This window comes from Undibacterium sp. YM2 (genome assembly GCF_009937975.1).
Taxonomy (GTDB): Bacteria; Pseudomonadota; Gammaproteobacteria; order Burkholderiales; family Burkholderiaceae_D; genus Undibacterium.
On sequence record NZ_AP018441.1, the window covers coordinates 3,529,013 to 3,549,060 of the forward strand.

The following is a 20,048-nucleotide window of genomic DNA, read 5'->3' on the forward strand; positions in this document are numbered from 1 at the left end:
TGCTCAAGTTATTGCTCATTGTGGTTTTCAAACAAGTAATATTTTTTATCAATTCTTACAAATTATTTTTTGAAACATCCGCAACAGAGTTTTACACTTGAATTGTCAACGCAAACACCCTGTCAAGCATTACAACTGAAGTACCAACAGGAGTACATCATGCGAAGAAACATTATTGGTCTGGCTGCCATACTCATAGGCGCCCTGGGTTTGTCTGGCTGTGTCGTAGCTCCTGCACAACCCTATGGGTATGGATATGGTTATGGGCCACGGGTGTATGTCAGCCCTCCCCCCGTTATAATACAGAGCGGCCCTTACTGGGGTGGTGGTGGCAGGCACTGGCGTCGCTGGTAGGACGTAAGCTGTATTAATGAATTAATTAGTAGTTAATTCATTCAAAGACTGGTGCAATTGCCACAGGTGGCTGTTGCGCCAGTAACTGTCCTTTTTCCGGCGCATCGGCAAAGCGCAGGGTCACGGTTTTATAAGACTTATTGTTTTCATCAGGGAAGGCACTATTTTCTTGCCATGCCAGTGCGTGCACAGACATGTCTATGTTCCTGAGCTTGATACCTGCCTGCGCTGCGTTCTTCAAATAGGAAAATCTCACACCCACACAGGATTTGGCAGCGGTTTTGGCATCCCCCATATTTTTCAGATAAGTCAGTGCCTGCTCGCATGCCAGGCGTAATTCGGCAACTTCATAAATACCATCAGCCCTGGCAATAATCGATATCCGGCTTTGAAAATTGACTTGCCCGGAAGTCTGGCTCAACACCAGCTCGGCATTTTCATCATAGGCAGACTTCAGCAAGGGAAAACTGGCACGGCCAACAGCATCCAGTGGCAAATTCAAGCGCATGTTTTTGCTGACTAGATGCAATTGCAGATTGTCTGGCAAAGGATTACCATTTTTTGCGCTCACCTGGAAATGGCTCTGGATCAGGTTCTTGGGCTTGCCATACTTCTCAAACTGTATCATCAGGCGGTAAGCACTGCGATAGCTGATCCATTCAGTCTCGGCCTGGCTTTCTGCCACCTGTGCAGCCGCAGGCTTCGTAACAGGCGTTGCGCTATTCATTTGCGCAAAAGCCTGTACTGAAGCTAACTGCATCAGGACAAAAATGGAGGCGTACTTATTGATCATGCTTTAGTAAAATTAAAATCGAATTAAAATCGAATTAAAATCGATATGCAAGGCCAGAATACACGGTGACGTAATTCTTCTTGCCTAGCCACAAACTGTCACTGTCGATATCAAACTGATGCACTCCGGTCACATGCGAGGTGATTATCCAGGATGAACTCAACTCCCAGTTCCAATTCGCACCCAGATAAAAATTCCTGACATTGGCATTGGTATGCACCAAGTCCTTGCCCGACTTTGCAATCATTACCTGACTGCCAGAGCCGACAAAATTATTTCCATCGCCGTTGACAAAGACAGGATAGCCATCTGCAAAATTAGGATCAAACCTTGAGTTGGCTGAATCATAATAACGTCTGCTCCAGGCCAGGCCAGAAGAGAAAGCCAGCCCATGATGGGATGCTATCTTGTAATAAGTGCGTGCTTCTACATTCAGGTACGTAGTCTTCTTGCCTGCGCCGGTGCCGAATAATAATTTGGACCCCAGACGCAAGTTGCTCATAGGACGGAAGTTAAAAAAACCACCGACTTGAAAACTGCCATCTACATCACCAAACCCGGCCAGCTTGCGCGCAGCTGAGGCACTGCAACCTCGCTGATAAGACAATAAAGGACCATACTCATAACCACTGGAGCGGCTCAAATGCATGCCGAGATTGGTGTTACGCAAGAACACGCCATTACTCCATTGCATTTGTACGTTAGGCATGATGCGGGTAGTCTGCTCGCCACCCACTTCACAACTTGGTTCTGAAACCACCCCCAGGCCGACATACATATCCGAACTACCGTCTGGCAACATGCTCGCTGCCGGGGTCTGGGCACTAGCAAGATTGGCGATGCAAAAAAGGGAGGCAAATAGTATAGATTTCATGCTGATCAATTGTAGTCGTGTGTATACCCGGTATATCGCCAATATCTTCAATATCATCAAAATAGCGAAGCTGCATTACGGGCATAAGGGCGGAAGAAATCCGCATCATAGACACCTCTTTCCAATTTCGCAACATCAACGCCCATGCTCAAGGTTCTCTCGTGTTTCCTGATATGACATCCACATACAGGCGTACATAGTTTCTTGCCATCATTTCAGATGTGAATATGGTCTGATAACGTTTTTGGGCAAATTGCCCCATTTGCGCTGCCAGTGCAGGCTTATCCCACAAACGCACCATCGCTGCCCGCAGAGCCGGCACATCATCGGGAGGCACCACTACCCCAGTTTCATCTGCAACATTGACATAACTGGTCCCAGTTCCTATCTCGCTCGAAATCATGGGCTTGGCATACATCGCCCCTTCAAGCAGCGAAATACCAAAAGCTTCTGAGCGCAAATGCGAGGGAAACACCACGCCATAGCAAAGACTGAGCAAGGCAACTTTATCTTCTTCCGGCAAGGCTCCGAGAAAATGCACATTGTCCAAATTCAAATCCCTGGCTTGCCGTTTCAACGCAGCTTCCTCAGGCCCGTTGCCGACTATCAGCACAGGCATATCCGTACCGGCCACTGCCTCCAGCAAGATATGCAAGCCCTTGTAATAGCGCAGCACTCCGACGAACAGGAAGAAGCGTCCCGCAAAACGTTGCTGCCATTTGGCTATCAATTCTGGCGATGGCTGCGGATAAATATCCTTGTCCAGTCCATAAGTAATCACCTCAGTCTTGTCGCGGTAACGGTTCAACACCGGGCTGCTGGACAGGTAATTGGGCGAAGTGGCAACGATCCTGTCCACATCATTCAAAAACCAGTGGCGCAAAGGTTGATACACTTTTTCCAGGAATTTTTGTCTCACAATATCTGAATGATAGGTCACGATAGTTGGCTTTCTGATTCCGCAAAACAGATGCATCAAATCCATAAAAGGCCAGGGGAAGTGATAGTGAATAATGTCCGCACTATTCGCCAGCTCCCTGAATCGCGAAAGCGCCCTCCAGGAAAACCCGGTGGAAGCAATTTCAAAACTCTGTATTACCCTGTGTACTTTATGCCCTTCCAGCTCCAGTTCCAGATCGCCTTGTTTGCGTGTCAGGGTCAGCACCTCGGCATCCACACCCAGGCGGGCTGTTCCCACCGCCAGTTGTCGTATTACTTGCTCTATTCCCCCAAACGTATCGGGGTGATAAGTGCGGTAAAAATGCAATACTTTCATGGCGGGCCTTGATCAGGGCAAACAGAACGCAAACAACAACACTGCGACATTGAGCAATGATAGAGAGCGACAAGGTGCAAGTCTTCCCCAACTTGTCTGGCAAATGTCATCAATTTGTAAGCCCGGGATTTGATGGATTTACTGCTGCGAGATGCTGAAAAACAGGCAAGGAAATAACAAACCTGGCGCCACCATATTGCCCTTCTTGCACCACTATTTCACCGCCATGGGCAGCGATGGCTTTTTTTGCAATAGCCAAGCCCAGGCCAAAACCGCCAGTGCTGCGGTCACGGCTGCGGTCCAGCCTGAAAAAGGCTTCAAAAATGCGCTCCCTTTCCTCGGCAGGTATGCCGGGGCCATCATCTTCAAGCATGATTTCAATGCTGCCATCTGCGTTCCTGCTGGCATGCAGCCAGATGCGTGCAGTGGCGTATTTGGCAGCATTACGCAAGAGATTGCTGATTGCCCGCTTCAGCAAGCGCTGGTCACCACAGTAGGTGCCCAGATCAACAGAGAAATCCTTATTGACTACATGAACGTCCAGCACATGCTGCAAGCTGGCGACGCAACTGGAAAGACTATCAGCGATATCGAATTCACTCTTGTTCAGGCTGGCATCCTGGTCCAGTTTACCCAGGTCCAGCAATTCACTGACCAGCGCATTGAGCTCACTGATATCAGCTTCCATGGCTTGCATACGTGGTTCAAGCTGGGGATTTTTGGCGGCGTTTCTCAAGAGCTCCAGTGCAAATTCCAGCCTGGCGATGGGCGTGCGCAATTCATGTGAGACTGAATGCAAGAGATTTTTTTGCGCATCCAGCAGGCTCTCTATACGGGCCGCCATCTGATTCATGCGCTGTGCCAGCGGGTGTATGCTGTCGCGTTCTTTGGTGTGCGCCCTGACCTTCAAATGACCAGCGCCAAACTCATCGGCCACTTTTTCCAGCGCCTGCAAACCCCGCCAGTGCGAGCTGGACCAGACCGCAATCGGGATCAGCAGGCAGAGTGCCACGATGATGTAGCGCAGTGCCTCGGTCTTGAGAACGGGCGCAACATCAATCGGTAAATTCTGCGCGTGGATGACTTCTTCATCACTACCCACATAGCGCTCGCCTTTCAGATCAACACGGCGGTAAAAGGATTTGCTGGCAACATCGATGACCACTTCACCACGCATCAGTTGCGCCCGCCTTGTCTGGTTCAACTTGGCCAGTACCGGCTGCATGGGTATCAAATCCATACGGGCGCGGGTGATTTCCCTGATCTTGTTGAGGCGCGTCAGCCATTCATTCTGACCTGCCTGATCGACGTACTCCGTCAATAATAAAATCTGTCCTGATGCCTGCTGCTGTGCGACTTCTTCCAGAGGATAACCAAAGAAAATGGTGATGGACACGTAGATGGCAATCGTAGCGACGCTGATGGACAGCATCACCAAAGCAAAAAAACGCAGGAACAGGCGATTCATCGGCTAGTCCCAGGCAGACGGGCTGAACAGATAGCCCTCTCCCCAGACTGTCTTGATCTTGTCGGCATGCGGATCATCGAACTTGCGCCGCAGGCGGGAAATTTTATTATCGATACTGCGGTCCAGGCCATCAAACTCTATGCCGCGCATCTGTATCAGAATATCGTTGCGCGACAAAACCTTGCCTGCAGCCTCGGCCAGCACCAGCAACAATTTATATTCTGCGCTGTTAAGCGTGACAGTTTCGTCGCGCCAGAATACCGTGCGGTCACTGCGGCAGACACGAAAGGCACCAAAAACCAGGTCAGCGTTTTCATCTTCAGGCTCCTCCTTGACACGCCTCAGCAAGGCACGCAGGCGGGCCAGCAATATCCTTGGTTGCACAGGTTTGTTGACATAGTCGTCAGCCCCCTGTTCCAAACCCGAGACTTCATCAAAGGCATCTTCACGCGCTGTCAAAATCAGGATAGGCACGGCACTGATGGCACGCAACTGACGGCAAACCACCATGCCATCCAGACCAGGCAACATCAGGTCTAGCACCACAATATCCGGTGATGTTTGTTGAAAATGGCTGAGCGCAGCATCGCCACGGCTAACGATGTCTATCGTAAATTCGTATTCCCTGAGGTACTCGGCAACCAGCGCTGCCAGCTTGGCGTCATCTTCCACCAGCATTACACGAAACATATTCTTCTCTCCTTTTTGCATTGCCCTCATTTGCTGCATTTGCCGCATTGTAGAGCGGGCAGCGCGCGATTCTACGCAAATTGCCCATGCTTGCGACGCCACTTACAATTTTCAGACAATTTCAAGCCAGGCAAGATTTACAAATTAAAGACAATTATCTGACATTTTCAAGAACGACTTTCTCCCTGCCGCCCGCTATTCTCTGTCGCCATACCATCCCCAACAGGCAAATCTCTTTTAATCTTCATTATGAAAACACTCACGCATTTTTTCGCAGCGACTGTCATCACCACCCTGCTGGCTGCCTGTGGCGGCACTACCAATTATATTCCCAAGCCGGTGCCAGTCCAGATCAACACTGATTTTGGCAGCGAGCCACCCGGCTGGGCCTTTGGCACCTCAGACTTCAGCAGTGAGACAAAACCTACCGACGTCGTCACCGAATACCGCACCCTGCCTCTGCCTTTCAGCGGCAAGGGCTTATATACCTATGGCACCAACCGCAGTGATGACCTGTTCATCTACATCAAAAAGAAATATTCCGGCTTTGCCCCGAATACGGAATACGCACTAAGCTTTCAGGCCACCATCGTCAGCAATGTGGCCACAGGCTGCTTTGGCGTAGGCGGCTCGCCAGGTGACAGCGTCTGGTTTTTTGGCGGCGCATCACCAACAGAACCTTTGACAGTACAAAAGGGCGATGAGTTCGTCATGAACATAGACCGTGGCGGCCAATCGGGCTCAGGCAAATTTGCTCAGGTGCTGGGTACCATAGGCAATGCCAGTACCGATTGTGGCAAAGCGCCGTATATGGAGAAAAAATTGAGCAACCTGACACCATTGAACGTCAAGACAGAAGCCGATGGCAGCCTGTGGATCTTGTTCGGTCTTGATTCCGGCTTTGAATCGACCAGCCATATCTATTACAAGAGCATCGTTGTGAATGCTACGCCAGTCGCAAAATAAACGGCAAACTTGCCGTTTGCCTGTACGCAGGGCAAACGGCACAGTAAAATCATCTCTCGTGAAAACCTCAGATGAATCAGCCATGTCACCAGCTTCACCAGCATCTACTCCCTCGACTTCCTCATTGTCCGGTATATCTACCCAGATACAGGCATGCGCCCAACAGGCAGGTATTGCGCAGCGCCTAGCCAACCTCGGTCTGGCAGGCGGGCCCGCTTTTTTAAAGCCGCAAAAAATCACCGGCCATAAACTGATCATGCGTAATGCCACCGTGGCAGACGCCAGCTACATCGTTGCCCTGCGTACAGACGAACAAAAATCACGCTTTATCTCCAGCACCTCAGCCGATATCAAACCGCAAGAGCAATGGCTGGAAAAATATGCGCTTGATGACAGGCAAGTCTACTTCATCATACAAAACATGCAGGGTGAGAATATAGGAACAGTGCGCCTGTATGATCAGCAGGCAGATTCATTTTGCTGGGGTTCCTGGATCATACAAGCGGGCGCTGCCAGCAGCAGCTCTATAGAATCTGCCCTGATGGTATATCACTATGGACTCGCACTGGGTTTCCAGAGTGCGCATTTCGATGTCAGAAAAGGCAATGAGTCAGTCTGGAAATTTCATGAACGTTTTGGTGCAATCAAGACAGGCGAAAGCACTGAGGATTTTTATTACCGCATTGCAGCCAGCGATATCAGTAATTCCCTGGGCAGGTATGCCAAATTCCTGCCCACGGGAATACAGATAGCCTTCTGAAGCAAAAGTACCATTCTCAGCCATCCTGATTTATACGGCTCGTCAGGGTCGCCAACACCTGCTCAGCCTGTTCATTGGCAACCTGGCAGGTACCGGCATTTTCATGACCACCGCCACCAAATTCCAGCATCAATGGACCTATATTGGTTTTGGAACTACGGTTCAGGATGGACTTGCCGGTAGCAAACACGGTATTCTGGTTTTTCAAACCCCAGAGCACATGGATGGAAATATTGGTCTCAGGGAACAAGGCATAGATCAGGAAGCGGTTACCCGCGAAGATGGTTTCTTCATTGCGCAAATCAAGCACCACCAGGTTTTTATGCACGGTCGCGCAACGCAGGATTTGCTCCTTGCATTTTTCTTCATGCTCGAAATACAGATCCACCCTTTCTTTCACATCCGGGTCTTGCATGATGTCGGCGATACTCTGGGTTTTGCACAGGTCTATCAACTTCATCATCAGATTGTAGTTCGATATCCTGAAGTCGCGAAAACGCCCGAGGCCAGTACGGGCATCCATGAGGAAATTGAGCAAATCCCAGTCTTGCGGGTGCAAGACTTCCTGGCGATTGAATTGTGCTGAATCACCCTTATCGACAGCTGCCATCATGCTGTCCCAGGATGCCGGGAATGCATTGAGGCCGCCATAATAGTCATACACAACCCTGGCTGCGGAAGGTGCATCAGGTGCAATCACATGATTTTTTCTTCCGCCACCATCTGCATTACGCAGGGTTTCTGACAAGTGATGGTCGAAAGCCAGATGTATGCCTTCGACATAGGGCAGATTGGTACTGATGTCAGCGTCACTGACAGCGATCTTGCCGTCCTGCATGTCTTTGGGATGCACAAACAGGATGTCATCAATCAGATCAAGATGCTTTAGCAAGACAGCACAAACCAGGCCATCAAAGTCGCTGCGCGTAATCAAACGAAATTTTTTGCTATCTGCAGACATGAATACTCCCCCATAAATGGTTTATAAGTGGTTTATCCCTGATACAACAAGCACGGCAAGCGCAAAAAGCCGCTTTTCTGAAAACTACCGCCATCAATTGTTTAATGTAATCACTTTCACTGCACTTGTCCATGAAATGAGTTCTGGTTTTACTGTCTGGGACACTTCCCCAGACAGTACACAGCGATGCTGCACAGTAGTCTTGTCATTTCGTGACTGTATCTGGTTTGCCTGCCTTCCAGTCCATCAACAAATCCAGGCAACGCCATGCTGCGCTTGCCACCACCCTGATTCTCCAGCAATAGAAAAATACCTGCCAACGCAGTCAGGTAAAAAGTCACGCAAAATCCGCCTTGATTTATACAGTCAGACTGTATATAATTTTTTCACCCTTACCCCTGCAACAGGAGAATTTATGACCGGCACAGCATCCGGCGGTGTACGCACTGTCCTTCGCCTTGAAGGCTTATGCGTACTTTTAGGTAGTCTGATTGCTTACTCAGAATTTGGTGCAGGCTGGGGCGTATTTGCCCTGTTCTTTCTGGCGCCCGACTTATCGCTACTTGCTTACCTGGCTGACCCCAGAGCAGGCGCACTGATGTACAACACTGCACATTCATACGCTGGCGCCACGTTGATGCTGGCGTCCGGGATTTTCTTTTCTGCGCACCTGGCAATCACTGCCGGCATGATATGGATAGCACACATAGGCTTTGACAGGGCCCTGGGTTACGGCTTGAAGTATTCGTCCGGTTTCCGCTTTACCCATCTGGGAGTCATTGGACGAGACCCGGACAGCTCTCAGATAAAGACGAAATGAAGATTGCTGATAGCAGCAAACGGCTTTTTGCCAGACGTATTTCATACAAGGGTAAATAATGCAAAGACGTGCATTCATAGGGCACTTCACGACTTTTCTTGTTGTCCCGAATTGCTTACTGACGGGTACGGCGGTCGCCGCCAGCAATACCTCACCGTCCCACACGCAAAATATAAACATCAACTATTTACCATCAGATCACATGGATCATCAAGCTCGCAAAGAAGTCGTAAAACGCTTCAACAAGGAAGTCATAGAAGAAGGAAACCGTGCGTCTTTCGAAGCGCTCATGGATACCCGCTTCATCAATCATTCGGCCCCACGCGGCACTGCAAATGACGCCGAGGGCATGTGGAACACATTCCAGCACATACTCAGGCCTGCACTGAGCGACTTGCAGGTGCAGATACATGATCAATTATGCGAATGTGAAAAAGTTACCACGAGAAAAAGCATTACTGGAAAACACACTGGCACCCTGCTGGGCATTGCCGCCACTGGCAAATCCATTTCCATAGACGTCATCGACATCGTCCATGTCCAGAATGGCCGCTACCTTGAGCACTGGGGCATCAATACACTGAGCGCCGTACTCACACAGTTACGCGCAGACTAATCCCTTCCTCGATGAGCTGCAATAATGCCGCTTGTTCGTACCTCATGAAACTTGGCGAAACCAGCAATATGCGCCATCATTGCACCAGGAGGAAACCAGCTTTGAAAAAAACAACCGTCACTGACAACGACCACGAAAATGTGCAAGCCCTGGCAGAAAATTTGCGCGACACCATAGGCAAATTCGTCCGCGCCGTCCGTTGCCAGGCGGGAACGCCGACTACTGCCCAGGGAGAAACACTGGCCTTCCTGGAGCGCAATGGGCCTGCCAGCATCGCCACCCTGGCAGAGAACCGGGGTGTCAAACATCAAAGCATGCGCCTGGTCATTGCCAAACTCGAAGAAAACAGCCTGATTACTCAGACTCCCGATCCCAAAGATGGCCGCAGCCAACTCATCACCCTGACCAGAAAGGGCCAGGCAGAAAATGCCACTGCCCGTAAGGCCCGCACACTCTGGCTAAGCGAGGTATTATCTACACGTATGAGCGCCCGTGAACGGACGCTTCTGGGCGAAGCACTACCCATACTGCAAAAGATCACCGGCCTCGATTAAGCTCTATTTCCATTGCCTGCGCCGGGGTGGCTTTGATGTTCAATCTTTACTGGCAATACTCAAACTTTCCATCTGCCTTGCGATCGACATGCATTGATGCTTACCAGCTACGCAACACTTTGAATATGCCATGTTCCGCATCCACAACCAGTAATTGCCCGCCACGGCTGCCGTGGTGTTGGCCAGAATGAAAACTTATTGCGCCAAATCCAGGAATAGTAAAGTCTCTAAGCTGGTTCAGTTGTTGCAGCAGTTCTGCGCGGCCAAGCTGGCGGCCACTGCGTTTAAGTGCCTCGATGAGTACCATACCAGCAGCGTAGGCGGCGTCATTGTAGGCAGCAGGCAGGTCAAACACCGGGCTGCTGGTGTGCCAGGGTAACAACAGACGCAGGCGGGCTGCTTGTGCAGGTGGCAGTTGCAGGCTGGAGGGGCCTATGTGAATGGCACTCGCATATACCAGGCCTTCACCAGTGGCTGCAAGTACTTCACGCAAGTTGGCCGGGCTACCCAGATAAATCACTGCTTCAACGGGCTGGCGGGCCTTGGCTGACCATATTTGTTCACGCAGTGACTGGTGATTGTCTCGCGCTTGCTCACGTAATTCCTTAAGCAATGCATGCAAGGCGGGATCATTGCCCCGATCATAGATCAGGGTCAGTTGTTGTGTCGCTCTATTGTTGTTAGCTACGTCACGAGCATCCAGTGCAGCCTGCGCCAGCAAAGCGCTGGCTTGTTCACGCATTGATGGCAAGAGGTGGAAACTGTCTTGTGCAAGCGTGTCAGAAAAACTGGCAAGACCTGGTGCAGGCAAGGGGCCGATGACTGCCCGCCTGTTCGCTTCAATCCTGGAACTGGACGCGGCCTGCACGCCGCTTTGCAAGCTGGCGACCTCGACAAATACCTGGTCAGGTGCTGGATTGACAAGCAGTTCCAGTTTGCGCCCATATACGCCACTGGCGACCTGATCAAAAGCCCTGTTCAAACCTGCCTGTATGGCGGCACCATAGACGTTGTCAGGTAAAGAGATACCGACACGCAGTACGGTATCAGTAAGGCCGGGCGTGTCCTTGCCGATGACACTCAGGTAAGCGAGCATATCATCAAGGCCCGCGGCATCGATCTGATAACGGGGCATGAGTGGATGCAAGAGTTGGCCATTGCTGCCCACGCCTTCAAGCAAGGCGCGTTGCAGGTGCTGACGGTCTGGCTTGCCAGCCAGAGGCGGGGCTTGCAAGCCACCCTCTTCTTTGCCCTGGCCCAGGTTGCCGTGGCAGCGCACGCAAGCGGCCTGACCGTTCCACCCCTTGTGGTACATGGCCTGGCCGCGTTGCCAGGCCTGATCGTCAGCCCTGGCAATATCTGTACAGAACAGGCAGAGCAAAGCAGCAAGTGCAACCCAAAACCTTGCCATCATCTTGCGGGCAATAGTTTTCCTACGGCCAGGGCAATATCTTCTGGCCTGGCAGTCGCATAGATTTTTTTCCAGTCACCGGTCTGTACATTGCCAGCCAATAAAATGCCACTGTGGGCATCTTTGTCTTCGCCACTGCCACCGAGTTTTTTGGCGACCGCGCTGATGTTCTCTGCGCTGCCAGTCAAAAACAGCCAACCTGGGCGCACCTTGAATTTGCCTGCAAAGTCTTTCAAGACCTGTGGGGTATCAGTGTCAGGATCGACGGTGATGCTGACCATTTGCACCCGTGGGTCCAGCAAGGGCTGTACCTTTGCCAGATTGGCGGTCATGGGTGAACAGATACCGGGGCAAGTCGTAAAGATGAAATTAATGAGTACGACTTTGTCTTTCATGACATCATCAAAAAAGTGCACGGTCTTGCCATCTTGCGTTTGCAGGGGCAGATTAGGGAAGTAGCGGCTATTGGCTGACTGCATCGCAGGGTCAGGCCCGGCCACCTGTTCTATCGTAGTCTGTATCAGTTTGGCCTCGGGCATGCTGGCGAGTTGTTGCCAGACCTGTTTTTTTTCATTGATGACCAGTACCAGGCCACTGTGATTGCTGATGTCACCGACACCGGCATTAAGGGAGCGTAATAATTTATCGACGACGGATTTATTACCTGTCAAAAACTGCCAGCCCGGGCCAGTCTCAAATTGTCTGGCAAAGGCTTTCAGACGTGGCGGCTGGTCGGTATTCGGGTCTATGCTGATCGATATAAAAACCACGTCGCGCCCTACCCGCGTGCCCAGGTCACGCTGCACCTGGCGCAAGGTGGCGGTCTGGGTGGGGCAAATCATGGTGCAGGACGTGAAGATGAAATTGACGACGGCGGTCTTGCCTTGCACCAGGTCACGGTAGAAGGCGATGTTTTTACCATCCTGATTTACCAGTTGGGCTTCAGGTATGGGGCGCATGGCTGCCTGTGCAATTGGCATTGCAGCGAACAGGCACATCATGAACAGCAGCGCTTTGTTTGACATCTTCGACATCTTCAACATCTGTTTGATGACTTGCTTCATATCAAATCCCAGAGTAAGTCTTTATTTCACCGTCAGCACAAGTCGCGCCGACTGATTCCAGCTCATGCCCAGCGATGCTGCCTGAAAATAGACATAGTAATACCCGCTGACGGGCGGCGCAAAGCTAATGGCATAGTCGCCGTTTTTTTGTTCATGCGCATCGAATTGCAGTTGTGCGCCCGTCGTATTGAAAAGCAGTACCTGCAAATCAGGAATGCCTGTCTGGATGTGGCCGCTGACTGCATCGCGGATGGCGAATTGCAAATTCTGATTTTCACCTTTGCTCAAGGTGGGCGTGGTGCCAGCCAGTGTCACGGCATAGCGTGTTGCAGGTGGCCTGGACGGATCAGTCTGCACCGTGATCGGAAAACAATGCAGCATCCTGGGTGAGTCAAGATAAAACACCACCTGGTAATTGCCAGCTTTTGGCAAGCGGGCACTGGCCTGATAAAGGCCAGGCTGGCGTTCTTGCAAGCTATGATCCAGCACCAGCACGGCACGTGGTTCATGGCCATAATTGCGGAAGCTGCCTGCGGGTGCGCTCATTCCTTCCTGATAGTAATAGATGGTACGGTCAGCCGGGTTGGCCAGCAAAGCAGCTGCGCCATTTGGCACCATGACTACGGTGTCTGCCAGGCTGCCTGTGCTGCGCCCCTGGTCCGGGGCTTTTTGACCATAGCTGACAGACGCCAGCGCCAGTGGCTGTCCGGCCTGTATATTATGTGCGATGGCATCCAGCGGCACCAATTGCATGATTTCGCTATGGCGACGCCGTATATAGGCCATGCGGTCAGAAAACGTGACCTGGTCTGGCCCATGCGCGATATCTGCGCCTTGCACGATCTGGTTGGTGGCAGCATCAAGCAAATCGAGTTTGTTTTTTTGTGGGTTGAGGATAAAGCCATAGCGGCCATCAGGCGTCAAGCGGATAGTCGAGATACCCGGCAAAGCCTTGATGCTGGCTGCCTGCTTGCCTGCCGTATCAAAGGCAACCACCTGGCCATCAGCTTCATGTACTACATATAGCAGTTGCGCCTTGGATGACCATGCCATGGCGACAGGTTTGCTGCCGCTGGCGATATCGATAGTTTTTTTAAGGCTGCCAGCGTCGATGAGACTGATGTTATTGTCTGCGCCATTACTGACAAATGCGCCCTTGCCATCATCACTGAAGGCGATGGCGTGGCTGCCCTGCCCTGTCTTGATGTTTGCCAGCAACTGGCCATTGGATGATGAGAGCACTGTCACACCATCATCCGTCAATACCCATACTTGCTGCGCACCGGGGCGCAAGGCCATCTGACCGGGATGACCAGGCACGGGCACATGGGTTCTGACTTGCCAGTTGCGGGTATCAACCAGCGCCACTTCATGCACCTGTGGCTGGCTGACCCAGAGGTTTTGCTCAGGCGTCAGCAACCAGTCCTGCCCTACCCCTTTCAGTATCACCATGGTCAGCAGCTTGGAGCCGCCAAAGCCGGTTTGCGGATTGATGACGGAAATGGAATTATCTTCATTCAGGGCCAGCACATAATAGGCATTCAGACTCAGTGCGGGCGTATGTAGCAAATCACCGCCGATAAAGGTGGCAACCTTGCGACGACAGGCTTGCTCACTGTTTTCGTTTGCCCTGGTTTGTCCGTCGAGTCCATCTACCCAGGCAATAGGCCGAGCATTACGGATGGGATTGGCGCTCGCCGCATCGCGCAGGCTCAGGGTGAAGCGTGCTTCTGCGCCCTCTTGCATGGATTGCGACAGATCCAGTTGCAGGGAGACGCCATCCTTGACCACTTGATTTGCGGTGGTGTCAGCCTCGGGCACAGATGCCGCACCCGCGCTACCAGCAAAAACTGCCCCCAGCATCAGCCCTGTCAGGGCCTGATGCCAGCGCTTGTGTGCACAGGCAGGTTTGCTAAGTATGGCGTGCCCCATTAACGCTTCCGTCGTTCAAATTTTTGCAGTGGTAGCACAGGCGGCTCAGCCTGCTTGTCCACGGATTCCAGGGTATTCGTCGCCGTCAGGACAGTTGCTACCGGCCTGTGCTGAGCAATGCCACCAAAAGCAGAGTGCACTTCCAGCATGGCAGGCATGGCGGTCTTGGCCTTGAATTGCCAGCGGCCTGTCTGGTCAACCGCAACCTTGCCGATTTCTTTGCCATCTGCCACGATGACAACAGAGTCAGCCAGCTCCCATTGCACGCTACCGGGGCGCACGGTGACACTGCCACTCACTTCCAGTATGCCTTCAATGGACACGGCCTTGTCTATCACGACGACATCGGCAAACACTTCCTGCACGGCTACAGTGGCAGAGGCTGCCTTGGCCGCACCAGCCTGGGCAGGGCTGACGCGGAACACGCCCCAGCCACCGGCGCTGTATTGACCATTGGGCCAACTGCGGAACAGATAATCGCCCGGCACGGCGAAGGCACCACCGGCCTTATCGACGACCACATCAAAATGCGATGTCGTGCCATAGCCTGACTGCGTACCCGTAGCTAAGGATGCAGGGTTACTACCTATCCTCGTCGAGTTATAGGCATAGGGTTCAAACTGCCATTGATGCCCGGTCAGCTCAAATACATTCAGGTTATCTGCCAGCCCCAGTGGGCCAAACAGGCGGAAGCGCACAGGTGTTCCTGCATTGGCGCGGAAGACCGGTGTCTGCGGATCGCCATTGACCTGGGTATTGGATACCTCAGCCGTTGTATCAATCCCAGCCAGGTTCACATTGGTAGTGGTGCCATAGCGATAAAAGAAAGGTTCAGTTCGGTAGTTGACCGCCATCAGGGGCGAGCCCACGCTGTACAGTGATTTGCCCTGATACTGCATGGCGATATCAGTTTGCATGAAGACCGCAAAATCACGGAAGGGCTTGCCAGCCACCGGCGACACCGTGCTGGAAATATGCGTGCCGGCATCGTCCTGCCATTTTGCACCCAGCGGTTCTATGATGATGCCGCCAAACAGACCGTGATAAGCCTGCATCAGCGGGTCGGCGGGTGTCAGGTTGAGTGCGCCAAATTCTACCGGCGTGGCCCTGGTGACGCCATTCTCGTTTTGCAGGGTGCCTGCATACCAGGTGTAGGTAATGGATGGCGGCGTGCCGGTACAAGGTGCGGGGTTGCAGGCGGCCACGGTTTGCACAGGATTGATGCCCACGTTCATGCCATCTGCATTGCTGACATCCAGCGCCAGCAATTGCGGGTGCAAGCCTGCCTGGCTCGAAGGCAGCAGATTGATGTTGGCATAGGCATCTGTAAAGCCCAGAGTTGGCCGCGCGGCAGATTCAGGCGTGGTAAATACAGCCGCCCTGGCATTGACGCGGTTGGTCAGTTGCAGCCGGATGACATCGCCAGCAGCGGCACGCAAGGCCAGCGGCTCAATATTGAGCCCGGCTTTCAAAGTGCCATTCGGGTTCAGGTCCTGGTCTTGCACATACACGATGGCATTGGGGTCGTTCAGGGTTTGATTCGAGAACTTGCCATTCGTCAGCCTGGCACCACGGCTGTTGTACAGCAGCGGGCTATTGGAACCCAGCAGCTGTTGTATGGTCGTCGCCGATACCTTGAACTGACGCAAGCAAGGGCCACGTGCCGTGCAATCAGTGGGAAGGTTGGGCATGGTGGTGGCCACCGGCCTGATACTGGAATTGCCAGGCAAAGGTGAGAGCCATGACACCTGGTTGTTATAACTGCGCATCAGGCTCCAGGCACCACTGACATTGCCATCATAGGCATTGCTGGCGTTGACCAAATAATCCAGCGACTGCGTCCTGCCGGTTTGCGGGATGGTGAACAGACTTTCAAAATGTTCAGACAAGCCCATGGTCTGGCTGCCACGGTAACCGGAATTGGTGTTGAAGGGTTCGAACAGCCATTTATTGCCATTCACGGTGACGGTATGGTTACCCACCAATGCACCATCAATGAGGCGCAATTGCACTGGGTCATTTTCATAGACATGCAATATTGGCGTGAAAGGATCAGTGCCACCCATCTGCGCGCTGAGAGGCTGCCTTGGGAAGCTAAAGCAATTATTCGTGGCAGTTTTTACGCAACGCGGATTGATGTTGCTGCCGCCCACAGGCTGCACGTTAAGTTGTGCATCATTGCGCAATGTGGACGAATAAGCGCGTGCCAGGTCAGTGCCTGCATTGACGGCACCATTGGCAGATGCCACCCGCAAGGCCAGCGACTCATTACGGTAATTGAGTACCGATACGCCGACACCAAAACCACCAATGATACTGGGCGTGGTCGATGGTGGAATTGGTGGATTGGTCGGATTGCTGAGTGCAACTGGCAGGCAGCCAACGCAGTTGATGCCATTGAGCGGGTCAGCCCAGCCAGTGTAAGTGCCGTTCACACTGCGCTTGCAGCCGCTATACACGGGGTCTTGCCCAGGATAGCAATCAAAGCTGGTGCGGCTGGCAGGCAGGTAGGCAAATTGGGAGTCAGCCACTGCCAGCCCAAATTCACGGTAGGCCTTGCCCTGACGCGGGACGATGTTTGCGGCATAGCTGGTTGGGCCGCCATCGCTGCGGTTGCCAAACAGGATTTTGCCATCTGTTGAAGTCCAGCGCGAGTCCGTGGGTTCTACCACCAGCCCGGCATACAGGCCCACCATCTGGTGCGTTGATGGGCCAAAATGGTCATGCGTAAACACTGTCAGCAGGGTGCGGTCAGCTTTTTGTTTATCCATCACCGGATCTACCCACCAGCGCTGCACCGTGGCCTGCGCGCCCACCCATTGCATGCTGCCGGGTGTAGGGCCATTGCCAAAGGTGGCGATGGCTTTGGGGGTCAGCCTGACTTGTTTGCCATTCACCGCTATACCACCAGCCTGGTTGATACCATTGATACGGGCGCGCACTTCGTCAGGGCTAAAGGTGCCGTCTTCATAGTTGAAGCCATTGGCAGCGCCATCAGAGGCAAGCACATCAAACTTCACCAGGTGGATATGCTGACCTATGATGTCCGTCGGTGTGCGCACCTGGAAATCATCGAGCTCATAATAACTGGGCACGAGATTGGTGTGCCAGTACTCCACTACGTCATTACTGTTGGCGCGGAAGAACAGGGGTTCTGGTGGTTTGTCACCGTTCAGTATCGGTTTCACATCCTGCCACAAGGCCAGTATGCGTTGCTGCGGGAAATGCCAGCCTTTTTTGTTCAGGACAACGTCGGTCTGCATGGCAGCACCCTTGTAGATGCGCAATGGCGGCGTGACAGTGGCACCTCTGGCAGGGTTGGCAAAGGGTGCACCAGGTGCGCGCCTCAAGCCATTCATGGCGAACTGCGCAGGGCTGCCGTCAGGCATCCTGGTACTGACGGATTTTTGCTCATGCATGCTCATCGCCGCCTGTTCGGTGGCGGTGCCCTGCTCGGGCAGTTCTATGGCATTGATGACGCTCATCTCCTTGGTAAAGTCAGTCGGCGTGACTTTATCGACAGAGATTTTGCCACCGGCAATCAGGTGGCGTGGCAGGCCGCCGTTGAGAGTGACACCATTCTCGACCGCAAAATCATTTGGCGGATGTGGCGCACGGTGTCCGGCAATGCCTGGTACAAAGAAGGGGTAGCCGGGATTGCCCGCACCAGTGACCCTGACCTGGCCTTTATCAATCTGCACTGCCGCTGGCAAGGGTGCCATGGCGCGGGTTGGCAAGGGCACGACACCGGGGATGGGTGTGCCTGCGACGATCTCACCATCAGGCAAGGCACGCGAACCAGGTCTGGGCTTACCATCGCTACCCAGCGGCGTACCCAGTTCCAGCACATCATGCACGCGGAACAGCGCCCACATGCCGCTGGCAAAATGGGGGTAGAAGTGGCAATGGAAGATGGAGTCCCCCGGCGTCAGGTTACGGTTGCCGCTGCCTTCATAGACCAGGTCCATGGTATAGGAAGAACCCGGGCCTATGGTCTGGCTATCGAGATAGCTGCTGGTGTCGCTGTCCGGCGAATACAGCCACTGGTGCGCATGGTGATGATGCACATGGAAAATACCCTGCCCCGCATGCAAGACACGGAAGCGCGCACGGTCGCCCTGATAGGTGTGATAAACATTCGACGGGTCATCCGGATAGAAAGCCTTGGTAGCCTTGGGCGGTGTGCAAGGCTGGGGCGAGCAGGTCAGGTTGGCCGGATTATCCACCACCATGGCAGGGTCACCACCAGCCCAGGAGCTCAGGAAAAACTCTTCAAACTTGCATTCAGGGCAATCAGCAGTCGGCCCGACCTTGAGCCGGTTGGCCAGGATTTCAGCAGAGATACCAGCCGAACCATAGTTGATGGAAAACGCATCACTGGCACCGCTCAAGACCCCGTTCAGTGGATCATTCTGATTATTCATCTGCGGGAAAGCCTGCACCAGCGTGAACGACTCATGGTACATCACCGTCACTTCGCGGTAAGGTGATTCTGGGTTCGGGTAAGATGGATTGCGGGTACCGCTGAACGTGAAGGGACCATGATTGGGCCCGGTGATGATGGCGGTGAGGTCGCTGTGAACGATATTATTCCTGGCATCAAGCATCTTCAGCACAGGCTTGCTGCTGCCGGGTATCAATGCATCATAATTGATCACCGGGTAGCCAGTCGCACTGGTACCCGATGCCTGTTGCATCTCGGCCTGTGTGACCTGGCTGCGATACCACTCAGACCCGCGTGGCTGCACATTGACAGAACCAAACAGGCCATACGTCAGTTGCTCCTGCCCTGCCATGCTGTACAGCAGGAAAGTACCCTCTTGCGCCGCATACAAACGATAGATCATGGCCCTGCCCGGGGCGATGATGCCACTGTCATTGCCTGAAGGCGACACCGCGTTATTGCCAACAAAACTGCCATCATCTCTGATGGATGAGACAGCCTCCATGCCCGCCACATGGACAGACGCGTTTTTTGTCACCGGGTTGGGATTGACACTGGCCGGTTTGAGCCAGTTCTGGAAATTGACCACCAGGCAGTCACCCACATTTGCCCGCAAGACCATGGGCCGCGGCCGCTTGCCTGGCCGCAATTGCGCATTGCCCGGTCCCGGCGTGCTACCGCTGACAGCAACCACATCCCCCGCAACGCATACACCATGCCGCCCGGTTGTGAGGTGCCCAGACGGTTAATCATCATGGCCTGGTCTATCGCCACCACATCCGCCGTGACGACGCGTTCACAACGCGCAGCAGCCAGATTATCTGGCGCAATCTGGGCTTGGGCCTGAGCGGCGAGCATGAGTAAGATGGGGGCGAGACTACCGCCTATCATAGAAAGGAATTTCATCTCAGTTCCATTTCAAGAAAGTTGGGGTGCGATAAACCTGGGTACAACCTGGCAGAGCTGCCAGCTGTTTATATTTTTGATTGTTTTTTTTACAATTTCGACTTTACTATACTCTAATTTCTTAAGTTTTTAGCAATCAGTGGAAATATTTTAATTGCG

The 20,048-nt window shown here is 52.8% G+C and carries 17 protein-coding genes; 6 read left to right on the forward strand and 11 right to left on the reverse strand.

What is annotated here, in order from left to right; genetic code table 11:
- Positions 1-159: 159 nt before the first annotated feature.
- The gene (locus UNDYM_RS15995; protein WP_162041911.1) at positions 160-354 is read left to right on the forward strand and encodes a hypothetical protein; all 195 of its coding nucleotides are present in this window, start codon (positions 160-162) and stop codon (positions 352-354) included.
- 37 nt (positions 355-391) lie between these two features.
- On the opposite strand, the gene UNDYM_RS16000 is transcribed toward UNDYM_RS15995, so the two are convergent.
- From UNDYM_RS16000 to UNDYM_RS16020, 5 genes are all read right to left on the reverse strand, one after another.
- On the reverse strand, positions 392-1,147 hold the full coding sequence (locus UNDYM_RS16000) for a hypothetical protein (RefSeq protein ID WP_162041912.1): 756 nt from the start codon (positions 1,145-1,147) through the stop codon (positions 392-394).
- Between the two features lie 34 nt (positions 1,148-1,181).
- On the reverse strand, positions 1,182-2,021 hold the full coding sequence (locus tag UNDYM_RS16005; protein WP_162041913.1) for a MipA/OmpV family protein: 840 nt from the start codon (positions 2,019-2,021) through the stop codon (positions 1,182-1,184).
- Positions 2,022-2,169: 148 nt separating this feature from the next.
- Positions 2,170-3,297 carry a glycosyltransferase family 4 protein gene (locus tag UNDYM_RS16010; protein WP_162041914.1) on the reverse strand — a complete coding sequence of 376 codons (1,128 nt, stop codon included), beginning with the start codon at positions 3,295-3,297 and terminating at the stop codon, positions 2,170-2,172.
- Between the two features lie 109 nt (positions 3,298-3,406).
- A complete protein-coding gene (locus UNDYM_RS16015; protein WP_162041915.1) occupies positions 3,407-4,765 on the reverse strand; it encodes an ATP-binding protein in 1,359 nt (452 codons plus the stop codon).
- A 3-nt stretch (positions 4,766-4,768) separates the two neighbouring features.
- Positions 4,769-5,455: a response regulator transcription factor gene (locus tag UNDYM_RS16020; RefSeq protein ID WP_232063508.1), complete on the reverse strand. Its 687-nt coding sequence runs from the start codon at positions 5,453-5,455 to the stop codon at positions 4,769-4,771.
- A 249-nt stretch (positions 5,456-5,704) separates the two neighbouring features.
- Between UNDYM_RS16020 and UNDYM_RS16025 the strand changes: the two genes are divergently transcribed.
- Positions 5,705-6,421, forward strand: a complete 717-nt coding sequence (locus UNDYM_RS16025; RefSeq protein ID WP_162041916.1) for a hypothetical protein — start codon at positions 5,705-5,707, stop codon at positions 6,419-6,421.
- An 82-nt stretch (positions 6,422-6,503) separates the two neighbouring features.
- Entirely contained in the window at positions 6,504-7,181 is a 678-nt protein-coding gene (locus tag UNDYM_RS16030; RefSeq protein ID WP_162041917.1) for a GNAT family N-acetyltransferase, read from the forward strand.
- Positions 7,182-7,197: 16 nt separating this feature from the next.
- Here UNDYM_RS16030 and UNDYM_RS16035 read toward each other — a convergent pair whose 3' ends face one another.
- Positions 7,198-8,142: an exopolyphosphatase gene (locus tag UNDYM_RS16035; RefSeq protein WP_162041918.1), complete on the reverse strand. Its 945-nt coding sequence runs from the start codon at positions 8,140-8,142 to the stop codon at positions 7,198-7,200.
- Between the two features lie 415 nt (positions 8,143-8,557).
- On the opposite strand from UNDYM_RS16035, the gene UNDYM_RS16040 reads away from it, so the two are divergent.
- From UNDYM_RS16040 to UNDYM_RS16050, 3 genes are all read left to right on the forward strand, one after another.
- Entirely contained in the window at positions 8,558-8,962 is a 405-nt protein-coding gene (locus UNDYM_RS16040; RefSeq protein WP_162041919.1) for a DUF4260 domain-containing protein, read from the forward strand.
- A gap of 202 nt (positions 8,963-9,164) precedes the next feature.
- Positions 9,165-9,578, forward strand: a complete 414-nt coding sequence (locus UNDYM_RS16045; RefSeq protein WP_162041920.1) for an ester cyclase — start codon at positions 9,165-9,167, stop codon at positions 9,576-9,578.
- Positions 9,579-9,679: 101 nt separating this feature from the next.
- Complete coding sequence (locus UNDYM_RS16050; RefSeq protein ID WP_162041921.1) at positions 9,680-10,132, forward strand: MarR family winged helix-turn-helix transcriptional regulator; 453 nt, start codon at positions 9,680-9,682, stop codon at positions 10,130-10,132.
- Between the two features lie 100 nt (positions 10,133-10,232).
- Here the strand turns inward: UNDYM_RS16050 and UNDYM_RS16055 are convergent, their stop codons facing one another.
- From UNDYM_RS16055 to UNDYM_RS16075, 5 genes are read right to left on the reverse strand one after another with little or no spacing between them, the layout of a single operon-like run.
- Positions 10,233-11,543: a hypothetical protein gene (locus UNDYM_RS16055; protein ID WP_162041922.1), complete on the reverse strand. Its 1,311-nt coding sequence runs from the start codon at positions 11,541-11,543 to the stop codon at positions 10,233-10,235.
- Positions 11,543-12,607 (reverse strand): SCO family protein, encoded by a 1,065-nt coding sequence (locus UNDYM_RS16060; RefSeq protein ID WP_162041923.1) that lies wholly within the window; start codon positions 12,605-12,607, stop codon positions 11,543-11,545. Before UNDYM_RS16060 ends, UNDYM_RS16055 begins: the two co-directional genes overlap by 1 nt.
- A gap of 21 nt (positions 12,608-12,628) precedes the next feature.
- Positions 12,629-14,539 carry a YncE family protein gene (locus UNDYM_RS16065; protein ID WP_162041924.1) on the reverse strand — a complete coding sequence of 637 codons (1,911 nt, stop codon included), beginning with the start codon at positions 14,537-14,539 and terminating at the stop codon, positions 12,629-12,631.
- Positions 14,539-19,605, reverse strand: a complete 5,067-nt coding sequence (locus UNDYM_RS16070; RefSeq protein WP_162041925.1) for a copper oxidase — start codon at positions 19,603-19,605, stop codon at positions 14,539-14,541. Before UNDYM_RS16070 ends, UNDYM_RS16065 begins: the two co-directional genes overlap by 1 nt.
- Positions 19,518-19,889, reverse strand: a complete 372-nt coding sequence (locus UNDYM_RS16075) for a hypothetical protein (protein ID WP_162041926.1) — start codon at positions 19,887-19,889, stop codon at positions 19,518-19,520. Before UNDYM_RS16075 ends, UNDYM_RS16070 begins: the two co-directional genes overlap by 88 nt.
- Positions 19,890-20,048 lie beyond the last annotated feature (159 nt).